Source organism: Stenotrophomonas sp. TWI809 (assembly GCF_039673205.1).
Classification (GTDB): domain Bacteria; phylum Pseudomonadota; class Gammaproteobacteria; order Xanthomonadales; family Xanthomonadaceae; genus Stenotrophomonas.
Genome location: NZ_JBDJLE010000021.1, coordinates 54,651 through 74,745 on the forward strand (window position 1 = coordinate 54,651; position 20,095 = coordinate 74,745).

The 20,095-nt window shown below is 67.1% G+C and carries 19 protein-coding genes; 8 read left to right on the forward strand and 11 right to left on the reverse strand.

Annotated features, from left to right (window positions below; all coding sequences use genetic code 11):
- Positions 1–8: 8 nt before the first annotated feature.
- A complete protein-coding gene (locus tag ABE472_RS15020; protein WP_346463971.1) occupies positions 9–776 on the reverse strand; it encodes an alpha/beta hydrolase in 768 nt (255 codons plus the stop codon).
- A gap of 96 nt (positions 777–872) precedes the next feature.
- Here ABE472_RS15020 and ABE472_RS15025 point away from each other — a divergent pair, with 96 nt between their 5' ends.
- Positions 873–1,649, forward strand: coding sequence for a helix-turn-helix transcriptional regulator (locus ABE472_RS15025; RefSeq protein WP_346463969.1), 777 nt, complete (start codon positions 873–875; stop codon positions 1,647–1,649).
- A 62-nt stretch (positions 1,650–1,711) separates the two neighbouring features.
- On the opposite strand, the gene ABE472_RS15030 is transcribed toward ABE472_RS15025, so the two are convergent.
- The 10 genes from ABE472_RS15030 to ABE472_RS15075 form a co-directional block, all read right to left on the reverse strand.
- Positions 1,712–2,077 carry a NirD/YgiW/YdeI family stress tolerance protein gene (locus ABE472_RS15030; RefSeq protein WP_070471146.1) on the reverse strand — a complete coding sequence of 122 codons (366 nt, stop codon included), beginning with the start codon at positions 2,075–2,077 and terminating at the stop codon, positions 1,712–1,714.
- 149 nt (positions 2,078–2,226) lie between these two features.
- Positions 2,227–3,504 carry a citrate synthase gene (locus ABE472_RS15035; RefSeq protein ID WP_313219666.1) on the reverse strand — a complete coding sequence of 426 codons (1,278 nt, stop codon included), beginning with the start codon at positions 3,502–3,504 and terminating at the stop codon, positions 2,227–2,229.
- 316 nt (positions 3,505–3,820) lie between these two features.
- Positions 3,821–4,081 (reverse strand): type B 50S ribosomal protein L31, encoded by a 261-nt coding sequence (locus tag ABE472_RS15040; RefSeq protein WP_019183873.1) that lies wholly within the window; start codon positions 4,079–4,081, stop codon positions 3,821–3,823.
- A gap of 112 nt (positions 4,082–4,193) precedes the next feature.
- A complete protein-coding gene (locus tag ABE472_RS15045) occupies positions 4,194–5,129 on the reverse strand; it encodes a nucleoside hydrolase (RefSeq protein ID WP_088432679.1) in 936 nt (311 codons plus the stop codon).
- A 211-nt stretch (positions 5,130–5,340) separates the two neighbouring features.
- Positions 5,341–7,452, reverse strand: coding sequence for an ATP-dependent DNA helicase RecG (recG, locus tag ABE472_RS15050; RefSeq protein ID WP_313209955.1), 2,112 nt, complete (start codon positions 7,450–7,452; stop codon positions 5,341–5,343).
- Position 7,453: 1 nt separating this feature from the next.
- Entirely contained in the window at positions 7,454–7,846 is a 393-nt protein-coding gene (locus ABE472_RS15055; protein ID WP_102788192.1) for a RidA family protein, read from the reverse strand.
- 453 nt (positions 7,847–8,299) lie between these two features.
- A complete protein-coding gene (locus ABE472_RS15060; RefSeq protein WP_121039451.1) occupies positions 8,300–10,459 on the reverse strand; it encodes a bifunctional (p)ppGpp synthetase/guanosine-3',5'-bis(diphosphate) 3'-pyrophosphohydrolase in 2,160 nt (719 codons plus the stop codon).
- A 156-nt stretch (positions 10,460–10,615) separates the two neighbouring features.
- The gene (gene rpoZ / locus ABE472_RS15065) at positions 10,616–10,915 is read right to left on the reverse strand and encodes a DNA-directed RNA polymerase subunit omega (protein ID WP_005410877.1); all 300 of its coding nucleotides are present in this window, start codon (positions 10,913–10,915) and stop codon (positions 10,616–10,618) included.
- Between the two features lie 112 nt (positions 10,916–11,027).
- Positions 11,028–11,693, reverse strand: a complete 666-nt coding sequence (gmk, locus tag ABE472_RS15070) for a guanylate kinase (protein WP_313209951.1) — start codon at positions 11,691–11,693, stop codon at positions 11,028–11,030.
- On the reverse strand, positions 11,690–12,550 hold the full coding sequence (locus ABE472_RS15075) for a YicC/YloC family endoribonuclease (protein WP_313209949.1): 861 nt from the start codon (positions 12,548–12,550) through the stop codon (positions 11,690–11,692). Before ABE472_RS15075 ends, gmk begins: the two co-directional genes overlap by 4 nt.
- A gap of 120 nt (positions 12,551–12,670) precedes the next feature.
- Between ABE472_RS15075 and rph the strand changes: the two genes are divergently transcribed.
- From rph to pepQ, 7 genes are all read left to right on the forward strand, one after another.
- Complete coding sequence (gene rph, locus ABE472_RS15080; RefSeq protein ID WP_123730306.1) at positions 12,671–13,399, forward strand: ribonuclease PH; 729 nt, start codon at positions 12,671–12,673, stop codon at positions 13,397–13,399.
- Positions 13,396–13,785 (forward strand): VOC family protein, encoded by a 390-nt coding sequence (locus ABE472_RS15085; protein WP_259259268.1) that lies wholly within the window; start codon positions 13,396–13,398, stop codon positions 13,783–13,785. The genes rph and ABE472_RS15085 overlap by 4 nt, the downstream gene beginning before the upstream one ends.
- Positions 13,782–14,375 carry an RdgB/HAM1 family non-canonical purine NTP pyrophosphatase gene (gene rdgB / locus ABE472_RS15090; protein ID WP_346463965.1) on the forward strand — a complete coding sequence of 198 codons (594 nt, stop codon included), beginning with the start codon at positions 13,782–13,784 and terminating at the stop codon, positions 14,373–14,375. The genes ABE472_RS15085 and rdgB overlap by 4 nt, the downstream gene beginning before the upstream one ends.
- Entirely contained in the window at positions 14,375–15,592 is a 1,218-nt protein-coding gene (gene hemW / locus ABE472_RS15095) for a radical SAM family heme chaperone HemW (RefSeq protein ID WP_313209939.1), read from the forward strand. The genes rdgB and hemW overlap by 1 nt, the downstream gene beginning before the upstream one ends.
- Positions 15,593–15,760: 168 nt before the next feature.
- A complete protein-coding gene (locus tag ABE472_RS15100; protein ID WP_346463963.1) occupies positions 15,761–18,208 on the forward strand; it encodes a DUF1631 domain-containing protein in 2,448 nt (815 codons plus the stop codon).
- Positions 18,205–18,555 (forward strand): PilZ domain-containing protein, encoded by a 351-nt coding sequence (locus tag ABE472_RS15105; RefSeq protein ID WP_313209935.1) that lies wholly within the window; start codon positions 18,205–18,207, stop codon positions 18,553–18,555. Before ABE472_RS15100 ends, ABE472_RS15105 begins: the two co-directional genes overlap by 4 nt.
- Before the next feature lie 82 nt (positions 18,556–18,637).
- Complete coding sequence (gene pepQ, locus ABE472_RS15110; RefSeq protein ID WP_346463961.1) at positions 18,638–19,966, forward strand: Xaa-Pro dipeptidase; 1,329 nt, start codon at positions 18,638–18,640, stop codon at positions 19,964–19,966.
- Positions 19,967–20,095: the final 129 nt, after the last annotated feature.

Consider the following 20,095-nt stretch of genomic DNA (forward strand, 5'->3'; position numbering starts at 1 on the left):
GGCCTCCTTCAGGCCTCGGCGAACTTGACCAGAAAGCGCTCGATCGCCGCGACCAGGGCCAGCGGCGTTTCGTTCATCGGGTAGTGACCCGCATTCTCCAGCACCTCCAGGGTCGCCTGCCGATAGCGGTGCAGGTAGGTCCTGTCCATGAGGGCCGCGTTGAACACGGGGTCATGCTCACCGATCAGCACCTTCACCGGATGTCGGCCGATGATCTCCATGCTGAAGTCCGTGTCCGCCCAGGCCGGGAAGTACGCCGCGAATGCCTCCGGCGACGCGTGCGCCATCGAGTACTGCGCCTTCCAGTCCAGCCACGCGGCGGGCAACCGCCCACCGGTGCTGCGATCGATGATGCCCCGACGGATGCTCACGCTGCCTGCGGCCGCTTCAAGCACCTGCCGCGCGGGCGAATCGTAGGCGATGCCACCGCACGGCACGGGTGCCACGGCGACCAGCGCGCGCACGCGATCCGGGGCGAGCACCGCGATCCGCTCGATGGCCATGCCACCCATCGAATGCCCGACCAGGCTGAAGGTCGCGATGCCCAGCGTGTCGGCCAAGGTCAGCGCGTCATTGGCGATCTCGTCGATCGTGTAGTCACCGGGCACCCCGCGCATGCCACCGTAGCCGCGGCAATCCATGAAGAGGTAGCTGAACGCCTCGCCGGACAGCCATGGCTCGATCGGTTCGAAGGCGTGGGCGTCACCAAACCAGCCATGCAGGACCAGGACAGGATGGGCGCCAGCGCCGACGCGATGAAAGGTAGTAGTGGGCATGGCTGCACCGTGCGGACGTGAGGTCGGGCCGCGATGTTAGGTCGACTGCGCGTGGCCCGCCGTCGATATCAGGCCGATGGCGATAGAATCCGGGCCATGCGCAATACCCGGCTCGATCCCTTTGAAGATCTACCTCGCGCCGTGGTGGTCACCGCCAACGACTACGCCGCCGGATCCGTCTTCCCCGCCCACGCGCACCGGCGCGGTCAGTTCGCGTTTGCCTCGCGCGGCACCATCAGCCTCACCACACCCGAGGGACGCTGGCTGGTACCACCGCAGCGTGCCTGCTGGGTGCCCGCAGGCGTCGCCCACGCCATGGCGATGCGTGGCCCGGTCACGATGCTCAATGTGTTCGTGGCAGCGGACGAAGTGGCGGCGGTCCGGTTGCCTGCGCGCTGCGGCGTGTATGCCGTATCGGCGCTGCTGCGGCACCTGATGGACGATGCGGTCGACCTGCCGGCGATGTACGACCTGGACGGTCGCGGCGGTCGGCTGATGCAGCTGCTGGTCGCGGAGATCGCCGCGATGCCACGCCTGTCACTGCATGCACCGCTGCCCCGCGACCCGCGCCTTGTGCGCACCTGCCAGCAGCTGTTCGATGCGCCCTCGATCGCCGCCTCGCTCGATGAGGTCGCCGCCGAGGCGGGCATGAGCCGGCGCACGTTCACCCGCCAGTTCCGCGCGGACACCGGGGTGGGCTTTGCCGAATGGCGCCAGCAGGTCTGCCTGCTCGCCGCGATCGAACGCCTGGGTGCCGGGCAGCCGGTTACGCGGATCGCACTGGATCTGGGATACGCCAGCCCAAGCGCGTTTTCGTCGGCGTTCCGCCGCGTGCTGGGGGAATCGCCCAGCCGTTACGCGGAAGCACGCTGACGATCACCATGCGCTGAACGCCAAACGCCCCGCAATGCGGGGCATCCGACGGTGCAGGAGAATCAGCGCGTGCCGATGATCCGCACATGCTCCACATCGATATCGGTGGGCTTGAAGCGATGCGTATCGACTTCTCCCTGCAGCTCCACCACGGTCGTCGCGCTGACGGGCTGCCGGTCGGGCAGATCCTTGTCATCGATCTCGACGTCGATCTCGCCGGTGGCATCCTTGAAGCGATAGCGTTCGTGGCCGATCTTGGCGATCAGCGTGCCCTGCAGTACGACGGGCTGGTCATCGCGCTGGTCGCGGGCTTCAGCGACGGTGGTGACCGCGCTGGTCGCGCCAGGGCCGGTGTACTGGGCATGTGCGCCGGCGCTGACCACGCTCAGCGGTGCGGCGATGAGGACTACGGCGATCAGACGATTCATGAGGGACTCCATGGGCGTGAGGGTGACCGCCAAGGTTGTACCTCGATCGAAGTGAGGCCCATGCAAGAAGTACGAAAAGAGGTGACCGGCGGCGCCCAAAAAAAACGCCCCGCAGTGCGGGGCGTTTTCATCACAACCTGCCGGGGCGATCAGCCCTGGTAGTCGCGCACGTCGCTGCCGGTGTAGACCTGGCGCGGACGGCCGATCTTCATTTCCGGATCGACCTGCTGTTCCAGCCAATGGGCCACCCAGCCGGAGGTACGGCCCAGGGCGAACATGACGGTGAACATTTCGGTCGGGATCTGCAGCGCCTTGTAGATGATGCCGCTGTAGAAATCGACGTTCGGGTACAGCTTGCGGGCGACGAAGTAGTCATCCTGCAGCGCGGCCTGCTCCAGCTTGACGGCCACGTCCAGCAGCGGATCCTGCACGCCCAGCTGTTCCAGCACCTTGCCGGTCATCACACCGATGACCTTGGCGCGCGGGTCGAAGTTCTTGTACACGCGGTGGCCAAAGCCCATCAGGCGGAAGCCGGAGGTCTTGTCCTTGGCCTTGAGCACGGCGGACTCGACGTTGTCGGCCGAACCGATCTCTTCGAGCATCTTCAGCACGGCTTCGTTGGCACCGCCGTGGGCCGGACCCCACAGCGCGGTGACGCCAGCGGCGACCGACGCGTACGGGTTGGCACCCGTCGAACCGACGAGACGCACGGTCGAGGTCGAGGCGTTCTGCTCATGATCGGCGTGCAGGATGAACAGCAGATCCAGCGCCTTGACCACGTCCTGGTTCAGCTCGTACTGGCCATCGGCCGACTCGAAGGTCTGCTTCAGGAAGCGGCTGACGTAATCCAGCGAGGTGTCCGGCTTGTTGGCCGGCAGGCCCTTGCCGTGGCGGTAGATCAGGGCCGACAGGGTCGGCACCTTGGCGATCAGGCGCACCGCGGCATGACGACGCTGTTCGGCGTCGGACAGGTCCAGCGAAGCGTGGTAGATGCCCGACAGCTGCGCGATGGCGGCGGTCAGGATGGCCATCGGATGGGCATCCTTGGCGAAGCTGCCGATCAGCGTGTTGATCGACGGATCCACATCGGCTTCGGCCGCCAGCTCGTCGGTGAAGGCCTTCAGCTGCTCGGCGCTCGGACGCTCGCCGTTGATCAGCAGGTAGGCCACTTCGACGTAGCTCGACTTTTCCGAGAGCTGCTCGATGGGATAGCCGCGATACAGCAGCACGCCCTTGTCACCGTCGATATAGGTGATGGCGGACTTGCAGCTGGCGGTGGCGGTGAAGCCGGAGTCGTACGTGAAGAGACCGGTTTCCTTGGTCAGCTTCGAGATATCGACGCAATCGTTGCCGAGCGTGGGTTTGATGACTGGCAGAACAACCGACGTGTCGCCGGCGTTGAGCGTGACCTGATCAAGATCGGACACTGTGTGCGCTCCTCGAGGGAAGGCGCCCGCCCAAGCGCATGGGTCAGGCACGTGAAGGAAGTCCACGATCGTTATCGTGGATCCCGCCATTATCGCACAGCAACATTTTCGACGCCCTAGGACGGAAGTCGTAGACGCAGGTTCCGGACCGCGCCGCAGGCGCTATCCCAGCGCGCGCAAGGGCTCGCGCCAACGCACGGACACAGCGTTCCGTCGGCGGGGCATGCGGGCCTCACCTGGCGTTCAGCAAACCGGGAACAACAAAAAACAACGGCCGCCAAGGCGACCGTTGTTTTCAAGCAGCTGCGTCGACAGATCAGGCCGCGGTCGGCGCCGGCTTGCCGAAACGCTTCTGGAACTTGTCGATACGGCCGCTGGTGTCGATCACCTTGTGCTTGCCCGTGTAGAACGGATGCGAAGCCGAGGAGATTTCAACCTTGACGAGCGGATACTCGTTGCCGTCTTCCCACTTGATCGTGTCCTTGGTGGACATGGTCGAACGGGTCAGGATCTTGAAATCAGAGGTAACGTCGTGGAAAACCACGTCGCGGTAAGCAGGATGAATATCGGCCTTCATGGGCGCGCACCGTAATAAGGGCTGGTGGTCAAGAGCGGCATTATAGTCCCGGCCGCCGCAAAGGGCAAGCCGGGTCCATCAACCGTGCGAAAGGTCCGCCGCAGCGGCGTCATCAGACGCCGAGTGCCGCCCTCACCTGGGCCTCGAAGCGACCCTGGTCGTAGGCCATCAGCAGCTGAGTGTTGTCAGGCTGCCCGGTCTGGCGGTTCCAGTCGACAATGGTAGCACCCCGACTGTGCACACCGGCCAGTTCCACGTTCAGCGGACGGGATTCGACCCGCAACGCGCCTTCCGGCTGCAGCGCCCAGGCCATCGCCAGGGCATCGGCGGCGTACCAGCGCTCGCCACGGCTGTCTTCGGACCACAGGCGGGTCTGGCGCGAGATCAGTTCGTAGAAACGGGCCTTGTCGCTATCGGCCGCCAGCCACTGCTCGACGTCGGCATGCAGCAGGCCATGGGCGACGGTGGCCTCCCAATCGGCCACTTCGATGTGCGGGAAGCCGGTGAACACGATGTGCGCCGCCTCCGGATCGAAAGCGATGTTGAACTCGGCGGCCGGGGTGATGTTGCCGTGGCAGGTCACCGCCCCGCCCATGACCAGGAAGCGCTTCACGCGCTGCGGCAGGGTCGGGTCGAGCTTCAGGGCCAGCGCCAGGTTGGTCAGCGGGCCGAGTGCAACCAGGAACAGCTCACCGGCGTATTCGTGCGACAGGCGCAGGATCGCCAGCGCGGCGTGCTCGGCCTCGGCCTGGCGCTTGGCAGCCGGCAGGTTCACATCGCCAAAGCCATCGGCGCCGTGCACATGGGCGGCATCGACGGAGGGGTGCAGCAGCGGGTCGGCGGTACCGGCGTAGACCGGCACGTCGTCACGGCCAGCCACTTCGCACAGCTTCAGGGCATTGCGGACCGTGTGGTCCAGGCCTACGTTGCCGGCGGCGATGGTCAGGCCAACGATATCGTGGCGCTCATCGGCAAAGGCCATCAACAGGGCCAGGGCATCATCGACACCGGGGTCGGTGTCGATCAACAGCGGAATCTTCTTGCTCATCGTTGCCGTCTTGATAATCGGCAAGGGACTTTCGCACCCTGTCATGACAAATACAAGGCGGTGCCCGCCTGCTCCTCATGGTAGCCAGAAGGCTTATCGGCAGCAGATGTGCGTGACTGCTGCTTCGCTTGGTTTCCTCGCAGTCGGATGGGCCACTCCGCGGCCGGCAGGCCTGTCTGCGAATGTCCCCCGGTATCCGCCTGGCGGCGGACTATGCCGACGCGTACCGCACGGCCGTGCCGATCCAGCGCCGCACGACCTGGTCGGCCACGTCCGGCGCCTCCGCCAGCAGCCGCTCGGCAAGCGCGTGCACGCCGGGCAACAGATCCGCATCGCGGGCCAGATCGGCCATCCTGAAGCCGGCCAGGCCGGTCTGTCGTGTGCCCAGCAGTTCGCCCGGGCCGCGCAGCTCCAGATCCTTCTCGGCGATCAGGAAGCCATCGTTGGTCTGCCGCATCGTTTCCAGCCGCTCGCGCGCCATGGTCGACAACGGCGCCTGATACAGCAGCACGCACCGCGAGACCGCCGAGCCGCGCCCTACCCGGCCGCGCAGCTGGTGGAGCTGGGCCAGGCCGAGACGCTCGGCGTTCTCGATGATCATCAACGAGGCATTGGGCACGTCCACGCCGACCTCGATCACCGTGGTGGCCACCAGCAGATCGATTTGGCCGGCCTTGAAGGCGACCATCGTGGCAAGTTTCTCACTCGCCTTCAGCCGCCCGTGCACCAGCCCCACGCGCACGCCCGGCAGCAGCGCCTGCAGCGATTCGAACGTGGCCTGCGCCGGCGTGGCATCGAGCTCTTCGCTTTCCTCGATCAGCGTGCAGACCCAGTACACCTGCTGACCTTCGCGGCACGCGACCGCGATGCGCTCGATCAACTCCGGCCGGCGATCATTGTTGAGTGCCACGGTCTGTACCGGCGTGCGTCCGGGCGGCAGTTCGTCGATCGCCGAGACATCCAGATCGGCGTATTCGGACATCGCCAAGGTGCGCGGAATCGGTGTCGCGGTCATCACCAGCTGGTGCGGCACGCTGCGCCCATCCGCCCCCTTGTCGCGCAGCGCCAGCCGCTGGTGCACACCGAAGCGGTGCTGCTCATCGACGATGGCCAATGCCAGGTCCTTGAACACCACACTGTCCTGCATCAGCGCGTGCGTTCCGACCACCACCTGCGCCTCGCCCGAGGCGACCTCGGCCAATACCTTGGTGCGCGCCTTGCCGGTGACCTTGCCGGCCAGCCATGCGGTGCGCACGCCCAGCGGCTCCAGCCAGGCGCGCAGATTGTTCATGTGCTGCTCGGCGAGCAGCTCGGTGGGTGCGGCCAATGCGACCTGCTTGCCCCGCTCCACCGCCAGCATCGCCGCCAACGCAGCCACCACGGTCTTGCCCGAGCCGACATCGCCCTGCACCAGCCGCAGCATCGGATGCGCCTTGGCCAGGTCCTTGCGGATCTGCTCGAACACGCGCTGCTGCGCACCGGTCAGCTGGAACGGCAGGCTGTCGCGCAACTGCGCCACCAAGGCACCCTGCCCGCGCAGCGAGGGCGCGTGATGCGCCTGCAACGCCATGCGCTGACGGCGCAGACTCAAGTGGTGCGCCAGCAGTTCTTCGAGGGCCAACCGGCGTTGCGCCGGATGTCGGCCCGCGGCCAGCGCCACCAGATCGGCGTCCGGCGGTGGCCGGTGCACGGTCAACAGCGCACTGCGCAGCGAGGGCAACCCCAGCCCCGACAACCACCCGGCTGGCAGCAGTTCCAGCGTGGATTCTTCCGGCAGCCTGTCCAGCGCCAGGCCGATGAATTTACGCATCGTCGCCGGCCCGACCCCCTCGACTGCCGGATAGACCGGATCGAGGCTGTCGCCCAGCTCGTCATCCTCATTGCCGCCCATCACCCGGTAACTGGGATGGACGATCTCCAGCCCGTGATGGCCAGGCTTGGCGGTGCCGTAGCAGCGGATGCGCGTGCCCACGGCAAACTGCGCGACCTGCTGGGCGCGGAAGTGGAAGAAACGCAGCACCAGCGTGCCGTACGAATCGTCCTCGATCGCGACCTTGAGCACCGGCCGATAGCGGAACCCGCGCTCCACCGCACTCACCCGCCCCTCCACCTGCGCCGCCAGCCCCGGCTGCAACTGGGCAATGGTGGTCAGCCGGGTACGGTCTTCATAGCGCAGTGGCAGATGCAGCCACAGATCCTGCAGCGACGACAGGCCACGGGCAGCCAGCTTGATCGCCACCGCCGGCCCGATACCGGAGAGCATCGACAACGATGCCTCCCCGGCCGCGGCCAGCGCCGGTGCAGGAGCCCGTGACCGCGCCACGTCAGGCCTGGTCGAGCACCATCACCGCATCGACTTCAAAGTTGGCAGCCTTCGGCAGACCCGCCACTTCGATGGTCGAACGTGCCGGGAACGGCGCCTTGAAGTAATCCTGCATGACCGCATTGACCTTGGCGAACTCGCCCAGATCGGTCAGGTACAGACCCAGGCGCACGATCTGATCCAACGAGCCACCGGCCTCTTCGGCCACGGCCTTCAGGTTGTCGAACGCACGACGCGCCTGCGCCTCGATATCGCCTGCACCCACGATGTCACCGGTGGCCGGATCCAGCGGAATCTGGCCCGAGAAATACACGGTATTGCCGGCACGCACAGCCTGCGAATACGGACCGATGGCCGCCGGGGCCTTGGCACTGGTAATGATCTGACGGGACATGGAAGCTCCAGGGGGACAAAAATGGGCCCACCATTGTACTGCCGGACTCGCCCTCCCCGAGAAGCATCCGAAGCCGCAATCGAAGCCGCAATCTCTGGTAGAGCCGACCGTTGGTCGGCTGGCCGGAAAATGACGAAGACCGCTGGTCGGCTGGCCGGAGAATGACGAAGACGATTGGTCGGCTGGCCGGAGAATGACGAAGACGATTGGTCGGCTGGCCGGAGAATGACGAAGACGATTGGTCGGCTGGCCGACCATATCGATCATCGCCGCGCGGTGTGCGAGCAGCCGACCAACGGTCGGCTCTACCCCCCGGTGGTGTGCCCATTGCCCGGCGAAGAGGCGTTCGAGCCGACCATCGCCGCACGGTGCACGGCAGCCGACCAACGGTCGGCTCTACCCCGGTGGTGCGCCAAGCGCGCCGGGGCCCATCATCGCCGCGCGGAACGCGGTTTATTGCCGGCGAACCGACTGCACCACCGACAACCGCCGCAGACGCCGCATCACTTCCGCCAGATGGTTCCGATCACGCACCTGGATATTGAACGCCAGCACCGCCGCGTTGAAATCGCGGTCCAGATAATCCACCCGCTCGATGTTGGAATGGCTCTGCGCGATCGCCGCCGCCAACTGCGCCAGCACGCCGGTCCCGTTCTCCACCTCCACGATCAACGACGTGTCGTAATCCCCCGACACCGTCGTATCCCACCCGATCGGCACCCAGCGCTCCGGCGACTTGCGCAGCTCGGCCAGGTTCGGGCAGTCCAGACGATGCACCACGATGCCCTTGCCGGCCGTGTGGTAGCCCATGATGTCGTCGCCCGGAATCGGCTGACAACAGTTCGCGAAGCTCACCACCCCGCGCTCGCTGCCGTTGATCAGGATCTTTTCCTGCGAATGCTTGGAATGCGCCCCACCGCGCAGCTCCGCATACGCCATCAGCGCCTGTGCGGCCTGGTTGGGCATCCAGTTGCCCAGCGCCACTTCGGCCAGCAGGGCCTCCAGGCGCGGGTAACGGTGTTCGGCCAGGAACGCATCCAGCCGCCCCTTCGGCAGGCGTTCGAGCGAGCTGTCCATCGCCTCCAGCGCGCGGTCCAGCATTCGATGGCCCAACTGCACCGCGTCCTCGTGCTCCAGCTGCTTGAGCTGATGGCGGATGGCGGTGCGTGCCTTGGAACTGACCACGAACTCCAGCCACTGCGGCTTGGGCGTGGCCGAACGCGCGGTGATCACTTCCACCGTCTGCCCACTGACCAGCTTGGTGCGCAGCGGCACCAGCTTCTTGTCCACGCGCGAGGCCACGGCCATGTTGCCCACATCAGTGTGCACCGCGTAGGCAAAATCGAGCGCGGTGGAATTGCGCGGCAGCGCCAGGATCTTGCCCTTCGGGGTGAACAGGTAGACCTCGTCCGGGAACAGGTCCACCTTGACGTTGTCCAGGAACTCCAGCGACGAACCGGCGGCGCGCTGGGAATCGATCAGTTCCACGATCCAGGCATGCGCGCGGCTCTGCGCGCTGTTGGGCGAGTCCCCGCCGAACTTGTAGGTCCAGTGCGCGGCCACGCCACGCTCGGCGATCAGGTCCATTTCTTCGGTGCGGATCTGCACTTCGATCGGCGAGCCATACGGCCCGAACAGCACCGTGTGCAGCGACTGGTAACCGTTGGCCTTGGGGATCGCGATGAAATCGCGGAAGCGCCCGTCCAGCGGCTTGAAGGTGGCATGCACCGCGCCGAGCGCGTGGTAGGCGCTGGGCACGTTGCGCACGACCAGGCGGAAGCCGAACACATCCATCACCTGGTCGAAGGATTTGTTCTCGTCGTGCATCTTGTTGTAGATGCTCCACGGGGTCTTGATGCGGCTGACCAGCCGGTGCTCCAGCCCTTCCTTGGCCAGCCGCTGGGACAGCTGCACCTCCACCTGCGCCATCGCCTCCCGGCGCACCACCGGCTGGCTGCGGATGTGCTTTTCCAGGATGGCGTGGCGCCACGGGTACAGCGCCTTGAAGCCCAGGTTCTGCAGCTCGCTTTTGACCAGGCTCATGCCCAGCCGCTGCGCGATCGGCGCGTAGATTTCCAGCGTTTCGCGGGCGATGCGGCCGCGCGCTTCGCGGCTCTGCGCACCCAGCGTACGCATGTTGTGCAGGCGGTCGGCCAGCTTGATCATGATCACGCGCAGGTCGCGCGACATCGCCAGCAGCATCTTGCGGAAACTCTCCGCCGCCGCCTCCTGGCGGTCGCGGAACTTCAGCTTGTCCAGCTTGGTGACGCCATCGACCAGTTCGGCCACGGCTTCGCCGAACTCGGCGGCCAGCTCCTCGCGGGTCAGCGGCGTGTCTTCGATGGTGTCGTGCAGGATCGCGGCGATCAGCGCCTCCACGTCCAGGCCGAGCTCGGCCAGCACCTGGGCCACGGCGACCGGATGGGTGATGTAGGGCTCGCCCGACTTGCGGGTCTGGCCGGCATGCGCGGCGGCGCCTACTTCCCAGGCGCGGCGCAGCAGTGGCAGTTGGTCGGGCGGCAGATAGTGCGCTGCGCGCTCAAGCTGGAGGACATAGTCGGGTACGGCCGCGCCGGCGGGCGTGGCGACCTTGGCAGTGGGGCCTGGGTTCATGCTCAAAGACTATGCCAGCGGCGTGATATCGGCAAATCCTGAACAGGGAGTTTCACCTGCAACAACACGGCCCCGCCGCAGCCACTGGCGGCACAAACGAAACAGCCCGCCAAAAGGCGGGCTGTTCGCAGCAACAACAACGGACGCGCGAGGCGATCAGTCGTCGTTCTTGGACATGTCTTCGTCGGCGACGACTTCGGCAGCGGCCCATTCCAGTGCTTCACGCTCGGCACGCTCGCGCTCGGCCTTCTCGACTTCGTCGATCAGGGCGTTGTCGATCTTGCGGGCGGCAATTTCGCGCAGCGCCAGCACGGTCGGCTTGTCTTCGGTTTCGCTGTTGTCCAGGGTGGCCTGGACGCCATTGGCCAGCTGACGGGCGCGCTTGGACGCCATCATGACCAGTTCGAAACGGTTGTTCACGACTTCCAGACAATCTTCTACGGTGATGCGGGCCATGCGGGCTCCCGGCAGCCGGTGAGGGCTGCTCAATCGAATGAGGGAAAGGGGACGGATTGTACCGGCCAGGGCTGGACAAAATCAAGCCAACCGGCTAGCACCCCGTTGAGAATCAGTCGGTTGTGGCCGGATCCTGGGTCAGCAGGGCCTGGATGAGGCCCGCGTGGCGGACCTTCTGGGCTTCCCGGCGCAGGCGGCTGGCCGTGAAGATGGCACACAGCTCGTCCACCGCGGTCTCGAAGACCTCGTTGACGATCACGTAGTCGAAGTCGTTGAAGTGCAGCATCTCTTCACGCGCGGCGGCCAGGCGCTGGGCGATCACCGCCTCGCTGTCCTGCCCGCGCTTGCGCATCCGGTCCTGCAGCGCCTGCTTGGACGGCGGCAGGATGAACACGGTGACCGTGCCTGGCACCAGCTGGCGGACCTGCTGGGCGCCCTGCCAGTCGATCTCCAGCAGCACGTCCTGGCCGGCCGACAGCTGCGGCTCGACCGACTGCCGCGCGGTGCCCTTCCAGTCGCCATGCACCCAGGCATGTTCGAAGAAGTCGCCGGCGGCGATCATCCGCTCGAATTCCTCGGCGCTGACGAAGTGGTAGTGCTCACCATTGATTTCACCCGGGCGCGTGGCGCGCGAGGTGAACGAAATCGACAGGGCGATCTGCGGGTCGCGGGCCAGGGTGGCGTTGACGATGCTGCTCTTGCCGGCCCCGGAGGGCGCGGCCACGATGTACAGGGTGCCGCGCGCAGGCGCGCCGACGGGCGGGATCGGGCTGCTCATTCGATGTTCTGCACCTGTTCGCGGATCTGGTCGATCAGCACCTTCAGCTCGACGGCGGCGTTGGAGGTGCGGCTGTCCACCGATTTGGAGCCCAGCGTATTGGCCTCGCGGTTGAACTCCTGCAGCAGGAAGTCCAGGCGGCGACCGACCGGCTCACGCTGCTTGAAGACGCGGCGGATCTCGGCGATGTGGCTGCCCAGGCGGTCCAGCTCCTCATCCACGTCCAGCTTCTGCAGCCACATCACCAGTTCCTGTTCGGCACGGCCGGGATCGACCGGGTGCGGCAGGTCGGCCAGGCGGGCCGCCAGCTTGGTGCGCTGGCCTTCGCGGATCAGCGGGATCAGGGTGGTGACCTCGGCGGCAATGCGCTCGATGCTGTCCACGCGCTCCTGGATCGCGGTGGCCAGCTTGTCGCCTTCACGCTCACGCGCGGCAACGAAGCCGTCCAGCGCCGTATCCAGCAGCGCCAGGGCTTCGGCATGCAGCGCGGCGGCATCGACCGCCTCGCCCTGCATCACACCCGGCATCTGCAGCAGTTCGGTGAAGCTCACCTGCAGGCTCGGGAAGCTCGAGGACAGCCGGGTCGCCAGCTCGCCGAGCTGGCCCAGCAGCGCATCGTTGACCACCAGTGCACCGGTGACCTCCGGCGCGCGCAGGCGAATGACCAGATCGATCTTGCCGCGGCTGCAGCGGGAAGCGACGCGCTCGCGCAGGTGCGGCTCCAACGCACGCAGTTCTTCGGGCAGGCGGACGCCGACCTCCAGGAACCGGTGGTTGACCGAGCGCAGCTCACAGGCCAGCGTGCCCCAGCGGGTGGCGCGCTCGCCGTTGGCATAGGCGGTCATGCTTCGAATCATGCGGGTTTCCGGTGCTCTCAAAGTGCAAATGGTACCCTAGCGGTCTCCTTAGAGCCTCCTCGCCCGCCGGTCCCCGGCCCGGGCGTGGCCCCGCATCCCCCGTCTTACCGGAACTTGAGCATGACTGATTCCCGTCCCAGTGGCCGCCAGGCCGACCAGCTGCGCGAAGTGCGCATCGAGCGCGCCTTCACCCGTCACGCCGAGGGCTCGGTCCTGGTCAGCTTCGGCGAGACCCGCGTGCTGTGCACGGCCAGCGTGGAAAACCGCGTGCCGGGCTTCCTGCGTGGCAAGGGCGAAGGCTGGGTGACCGCCGAGTACGGCATGCTGCCGCGTTCGACCCACACCCGTAACGACCGCGAAGCCGCCCGCGGCAAGCAGGGTGGCCGCACGCTGGAAATCCAGCGCCTGATCGGCCGCACGCTGCGCGCCTGCATCGACCGCGGCGCGCTGGGCGAGCGCACCATCACCCTGGACTGCGACGTACTGCAGGCCGATGGCGGCACCCGTACCGCCGCCATCACCGGCGCCTACGTGGCCCTGGTGGATGCGGTGAACTTCCTGATCAAGCGCGGTGACATCAAGCGCAACCCGATCTTCGGCGCCGTCGCGGCGGTGTCGGTGGGCGTGTACCGCGGCACCCCGGTGCTGGATCTGGATTACGCCGAAGACAGCGACTGCGATACCGACATGAACGTCGTGATGAACGACGGTGGCGGTTTCATCGAACTGCAGGGCACCGCCGAAGGCCACGCCTTCCGCCGTGATGAACTGGATGCGCTGCTGGTCCTGGCCGAAAAGGGCATCAAGGATCTGTTCGCTGCGCAGCAGGCGGCCCTGGCCAAGGCATGAACCGTCGTATCGCCCTGACCACCCTGGTAGTGGCCGACTACGACGAGGCGATCGCCTGGTACACCGGCGCGCTGGGCTTCAGCCTGATCGATGACATCGACCAGGGCGACAAGCGCTGGGTGGTGGTCGGGCCGGGCGACGGCAGCGCGGCCGCCTTGTTGCTGGCACGTGCCAGCAACGACGAACAGCGCGCGCGGATCGGCAACCAGACCGGTGGCCGGGTCGGATTTTTCCTGAACACCGATGATTTCTGGCGTGACCACGCGGCGATGACCGCGCGTGGCGTGGTCTTCCTCGAAACCCCACGCGAGGAGGTCTACGCGACGGTCGCGGTGTTCCGCGATCTGTACGGCAACACGTGGGATCTGCTGGAGCCCAAGCAATGAAACTGGTCTTGGCCAGCGGCAACGCCGGCAAACTGAAGGAACTGCAGGCCATGCTCGGCGGCCTGCCGCTGGAGATCGTGGCGCAGGGCGAACTGGGCGTCAGCGACGTCCCGGAAACCGGCCTGACCTTCGTCGAGAACGCCCTGATCAAGGCGCGCCATGCCTGCCAGAGCACCGGCCTGCCGGCGCTGGCCGACGATTCGGGCCTGATCGTGGATGCGCTCGACGGCGCACCCGGCCTGTACAGCGCGCGCTATGCCGGCAGCCCGACCAACGATGCCGCCAACAACGCCAAGCTGCTCGAGGCGATGCGCGATGTACCGGCCGATCGGCGCAGCGCCCGCTTCTATGCGGTGATCGTGCTGCTGCGCCATGCCAATGATCCGCAGCCGCTGATCTGTGAAGGCACCTGGGAGGGCGTGATCCTCGATGAGCTGCGTGGCAGCCACGGCTTCGGCTACAACCCGCTGTTCCTGGACCCGGTGCTGGCGCAGACCGCGGCCGAAATGGCACCGGACCTGAAGAACGCGATGAGCCACCGCGCCAAAGCCCTGCAGCTGCTCAAGCAGAAGCTGCCCGCCCTGCTGTGATGGCACACGACCCCTGCTCCCACCTGCCCGGCGAAACCTGCACGGGTGATCACGACCACGCTCCGCGGTTGGTTACGCCGCCGCTGGCGTTGTACGTGCATCTGCCGTGGTGCGTGCGCAAATGCCCGTACTGCGATTTCAACTCGCATGCGGCCAAGGGCGAGCTGCCGTTCGAGGCGTACATCGACGCGTTGATCCGCGATCTCGATCAGGATCTACCGCTGGTCTGGGGCCGGGTGGTGAGCAGTGTGTTCTTCGGTGGCGGCACGCCGAGCCTGTTCCCGCCGGAGGCGATCGACCGTTTCCTGCAGGCGGCCTCGGCCCGGCTGCGCTTCGCACCGAACCTGGAAGTGACGCTGGAGACCAACCCGGGCACCGCCGAGCACGGCCGGTTCGACCGTTATCGCGCCGCCGGTGTGAACCGGATCAGCTTCGGCATCCAGACCTTCAACGACGAGGCGCTCAAGCGCCTGGGCCGCATCCACGACAGCGGCGAAGCCGAGCGTGCGGTGAAGCTGGCCCAGGATGCGGGCTACGACAACTTCAACATCGACCTGATGTACGCGCTGCCGCAGCAGACGCTGGCCCAGGCCGAGCATGACCTGGAACGCGCGTTCGCGCTGCAGCCCACGCACATGTCGCACTACCAGCTCACCCTGGAGCCGAACACCGTGTTCTTCGCGCGGCCGCCGCAGGGCATCCCCGATGAAGATTCGGCATGGGACATCCAGGAGCACTGCCAGCAGATGCTGGCCGAGGCCGGCTATGCGCAGTACGAGGTCAGCGCCTACGCAAAACCCGGCCGGCAGAGCCAGCACAACCTCAATTACTGGCGCTTTGGCGACTACCTGGGGATCGGCGCCGGTGCACACGGCAAGATCAGCAGCGGCGCTGAAGAACACGTGCTGCGCCGCTGGAAGCACAAGCATCCGCAGACCTTCATGGACACTGCCGGAACCGCAGCCTCGATCGGCGGCGACGATGTGATCAGCGCCGAGCGACTGCCGTTCGAGTACATGCTCAACCTGCTGCGCCTGCATGAAGGCTTCAGCCTGAAGGATTTCGAATCGCGGACCGGCCTGCACCGGGCACGGATCGCCGAGCCGCTGCGCATTGCCGTGGCCAAGGGCTGGATGACCGTGGCCGGCGATGACGCCATGCCAACCGAACTGGGCCGGCGCTTCACCAACGACGTGGTCGAGCTGTTCCTGCCCTGAGCAGGCGGCGCCTGCCCGGACGGTAATGCCGGCCGCTGGCCGGCGCCGGGAACCTCGAACCTTGTCGCTTCTGGCAGGGACCGGGCGAAACCGTTAGATTCCGTGTTCTCAGGGGAGCTGGAAGAACATCGGATGTCTGCGCCCGCACCTTCGTCGTCCCAGCCCGACATGACCCGCTTTGCGGACGTGGCCGCGCCGCCGCGCGTGCGTCGCCTGCTGGCCGCGCTGCACGGGCTGGCAGTGCAGACCCTCACCGCGCCACTCAAACTGACCATCGTGGAGCTCGAGCGCGAGCTGTTCCGCGATGCCGAGCGCGCGCGCAACAGCCAGATCCAGGCCGACATATTCGCGCAGGCCCGCCAGCTGCATGAGGTCAACGCGCAGTTCGGCCCACGCTTCCTGGAGGCGGTGGCGGTGAGCCTGGCCAGTTTGCGCGGTCCACGCCACGCCCAGCGCATCGTCCCGACCGAGGTATCCGTTTCGGCCACCGCGCTGACCCTGGTCAACGACACCGACGTGGACCGCGACATCGTGCTGGTGGACATCATCCGCCGCGAAGCCCAGCGCTCGGCCACCGCCCTGCAGTTGCTCGGCCAACGCTTCGGGGTGCTCGCCGCCGGACCGGCCTTCGATGTCGATGACCTGCCGTTCGGCCCGCAGGCGCTGTGCCGGATCGTGCGCGAACTGGGTGAAGACTTCGCGCTGGGCCTGGAAACACAGCTGGCGCTGTACCGCGTGTTCGACCGTCAACTGCTGGAGCGGCTGGGTGAACTGCTGGAGCGCGCCAACATCCTGTTGGGGCACGAAGGCGTCCTGCCCGGGCTGGTCTACACCCCGTATCTGGCGCGCTCGGCCACGACGCGCCGGATCATCACCGGCCCCGAGCGCGGCCTGCCCGGCGCACGCGGCGGCGCGGCGGCGCGGCCCCTGACCGGCTGGAACGGCAGCGCGCCGAGCACCGGCTGGGCAGCAATGACCGAGCACGCCATGGCCTTGACCACGGCGTCCACCGCGCCGGACAGCACCACACCCATCGGTGGCGCGGCGGCGGCCTCGCCGACGGCATCGGCGTCAGTGTCAGTGTCAGCGCCGAGCCTCCCCACCAGCCCCACTGCCGCCGACCTCGGTGCACCGGCGATGTCAGCGCTGCACCAGCTGTTGGGGGCTGCCCGGCAGGCACATGCGGCCGGCGCGGTACCTGGCGGCGGAGCGCTGGCCGCGCAAGCCGTCGGCGCCTCGGCCCAGGCCGTTGCCACCCCCACGGAAAACGCCTTCCTGGCGCCCGAGGCGCTCCCCGCGCTGGCGGTACCCGCCGAAGCCGTGCACGCCACGCTGGCCAGGCTGCAGGGCCAAGCGGTCGCTCCCGGCGGCGCCCGCCGCAGCATGGCCGACCTGCACAACGCGCTGCTCGCCCAGGTCCGGGCCGAGCATGGCGCGCAGGCCTCATTGACGGTCAAGGACAGCGACACCTTCGACCTGCTCGACATGCTGTATGGACAGATCCAGCGCGAGGTGCGGCCCGAGGCCGTGGCCGCCGACCTGCTGACCCGCCTGCAGGTGCCGGTCGCCCGCGCGGCCCTGTCCGACCCGGCCTTCTTCGTGCGCGACCAGCACCCGGCGCGCGAGCTGCTCAATGCGGTAGCCGAGGCCGGCGCCAACTGGCTGGGCGAGGAAGATGTGGATCCGCAGCTGGTGCAGAAGCTCGGCCACGCGGTCGACCAGGTGGTCAACGCGTACGACGGCGATGTGGCGGTCTTCGACACCGCCAACGAGGAGATCCAGCAGCACTTCCGCGCGCTGGCGCACAAGGCCGAACTGGCCGAGCGCCGTCATGTCGAGGCCGCCCGCGGCAAGGAGCGCCTGGAGGCGGCCAAGCAACAGGCCAGCACCAGCATCGAGCAGGTGTGCGCGCAGGCCGCGCCCCCGCGCTTCGTGCAGGCACTGCTGAAACAGGCGTGGTCGGATGTGCTCACGCTCACCCTGCTGCGCAACGGCGAGACCTCGCCGCAGTGGCAGCAGCGCCAGCAGGAAACCGCCCGGATCGCCGAGGTGACCTGCCTGGCGCCGGGCGTGGCCGAGCGCGATGATGCGCTGGGCCAGCAGGTCGAGTCCGCTCTGCTGCAGGTCGGCTATCACCAGGACGAAGCAGCCGCGATCGCGCGGCGCCTGTCCACGCCCGGCGGCGAGGATGACAGTAGTTCACGTACCGAACTCACCGCCCGCCTGCGCGCCCGCACCCGGCTGGGCGAACAGGCTGATGCCAGTGATCCGCGCAAGGTCGCCCCGCTCGCGCGCAGCACCGCCGAGGACGACTGCTATCGCCAGCTGCGCACCCTGCCGTTCGGGACCTGGTTCGAGTTCACCACCAACCAGCAGGGCGACGTGCGCCGGCAGCGGTTGTCCTGGTACAGCCTGATCACCGACAACGCGCTGTTCGTCAATCAACGTGGGCAGAAAGTGGGCGAGCATTCGTTGGATGCCCTGTCGCGGTTGATGGCCCATGGCCAGGTGCGGATCGTCACCGAAGACAAGGGCAGGCTGATTGATCGTGCCTGGCAGGCCACCCTGCGGACCCTGCGCTCGCTGGCCGGCACGCCTGCGGAGAGCGCCGAATGACCACACCGGATACCCGCCGCGCGCCGCGTCGCCAGGTGGCCGAGCTGGTCCCCGTGACGGATCTGATGGCCGAGACCGTGATCGGCCGGCTCGGCAATGTCTCCGAAACCGGCATGCTGATGCTGGCCTCGGTGCCGATGCAGGACGATGCGCTGTACCAGCTGCAGTTCACCATCCCCGGCCCGCAGGGTCAGCCGCTGCTGATCGACGTCGGCGTGCACCTGCTCTGGAGCGAGCAGACCCATGCACCGGGCCAGGCCTGGGTGGGCTTCCGCTTCCTGACCTTGGCGCGCGAATCACGCGAGCAGCTGCGGCAATGGATCGCCGAGGAAACTTCGGCAGTCTGAGCGCCGGTTCCGGCACAGCGCCCGCTGGCGGATTGCGGCAGAATCTAGGGCTGCATTCCGCACTGCCAGCGAGCTTCATGCCATGAACCAGCCAGACCTCGGCGCCCTGTATTCCCACCATGCCAGCGTGATGCGCCAGCGCGCCGATGAAGCGCTGGCCCGTGGCGGCTTCGACCATCTGGTGATTCCCAGTGGCACCCTGCATTACCAGGCCTTTGATGATCGCGATTACCCGTATGCGGTGAACCCGAACTTCAAGGCCTGGCTGCCGCTGACCAAGCTGCCCAACAGCTGGCTGGTGTACACCGCCGGCAAGCGCCCGACCCTGATCTTCCATCAGCCCTTCGATTACTGGCACGTGGTGCCCGGTGCGCCGAATGGCTGGTGGGTGGAGCATGTCGATATCCAGATCATCCGCACGCCGGACGAGGCGCTGGCGCTGCTGCCCAAGGATGCCGCGCGCTGCGCGATCCTCGGTGAGCCGCAGAGTGCGCTGGGCGCCTTCGTGCCGAACAATCCCGCACCGGTCATCGATTACCTGGACTGGCAGCGCGGCTACAAAACGCCGTATGAAATCGCCTTGATGCGCGAAGCGCAGCGACTGGGCGTGCGCGGCCACCGTGCCGCCGAAGCCGCCTTCCGCGCTGGCACCAGCGAGTTCGAGATCCACATGGCGTACTGCCGTGCGGTCGGCCAGGACGCCAACGAACTGCCCTACGGCAACATCATCGGCCTCAACGAACACGCGGCCGTGCTGCACTACACCGATCTGGGCCGCAGCGCGCCGACCCCGCTGCGCAGCTTCCTGATCGACGCCGGCGCCAGCGCGTACGGCTATGCCAGCGATATCACGCGCACCTATGCGGCCAGCGGCCATGACGAATTCCAGGCGCTGATCGATGCGGTGGATGCGGCCCAGCAGCAGATGGGCGCCGGCGTGCGCGCGGGCGTGGATTACAAGCAACTGCACATCGACGCGCACCTGTCGCTGATGGGCATCCTCAAGGACTTCGGCGTGCTCAACGTCTCGCCGGAAGCGGCGCTGGCCACCGGCGTGAGCGCGGCCTTCTTCCCGCATGGCCTGGGCCATCTGATCGGGCTGCAGGTGCATGACGTGGCCGGCTTTGCGGCCAGTGACCGCGGTGGCCGCATCGAGCGCCCGCAGGGTCACCCGTACCTGCGCATGACCCGCGCGCTGGAGCCGGGCATGGTGGTGACCATCGAGCCGGGCGTGTACTTCATCGACATGCTGCTGGACGAAGTGAAGCAGGCCGGCAATGGCGCCAGCATCAACTGGGACCGCGTGGATTTCTTCCGCCCGTATGGCGGGGTGCGGATCGAGGACGAGGTGCTGTGCACCGAGGGCGATGCGGACAACCTGACCCGCCCGGTGTTTGCGGCGGCCAGCTGAGCGGACATGCGGGTGCCGGCCAACGGTCGGCACTACCCCGACAATCCCGACATCGCGGTAGTGGGGGGGGGGGGGGGGGGGGGGGGGGGGGGGGCGGGGGTCGCGAGGAGGGGGGGAGCGCGGCGCCCG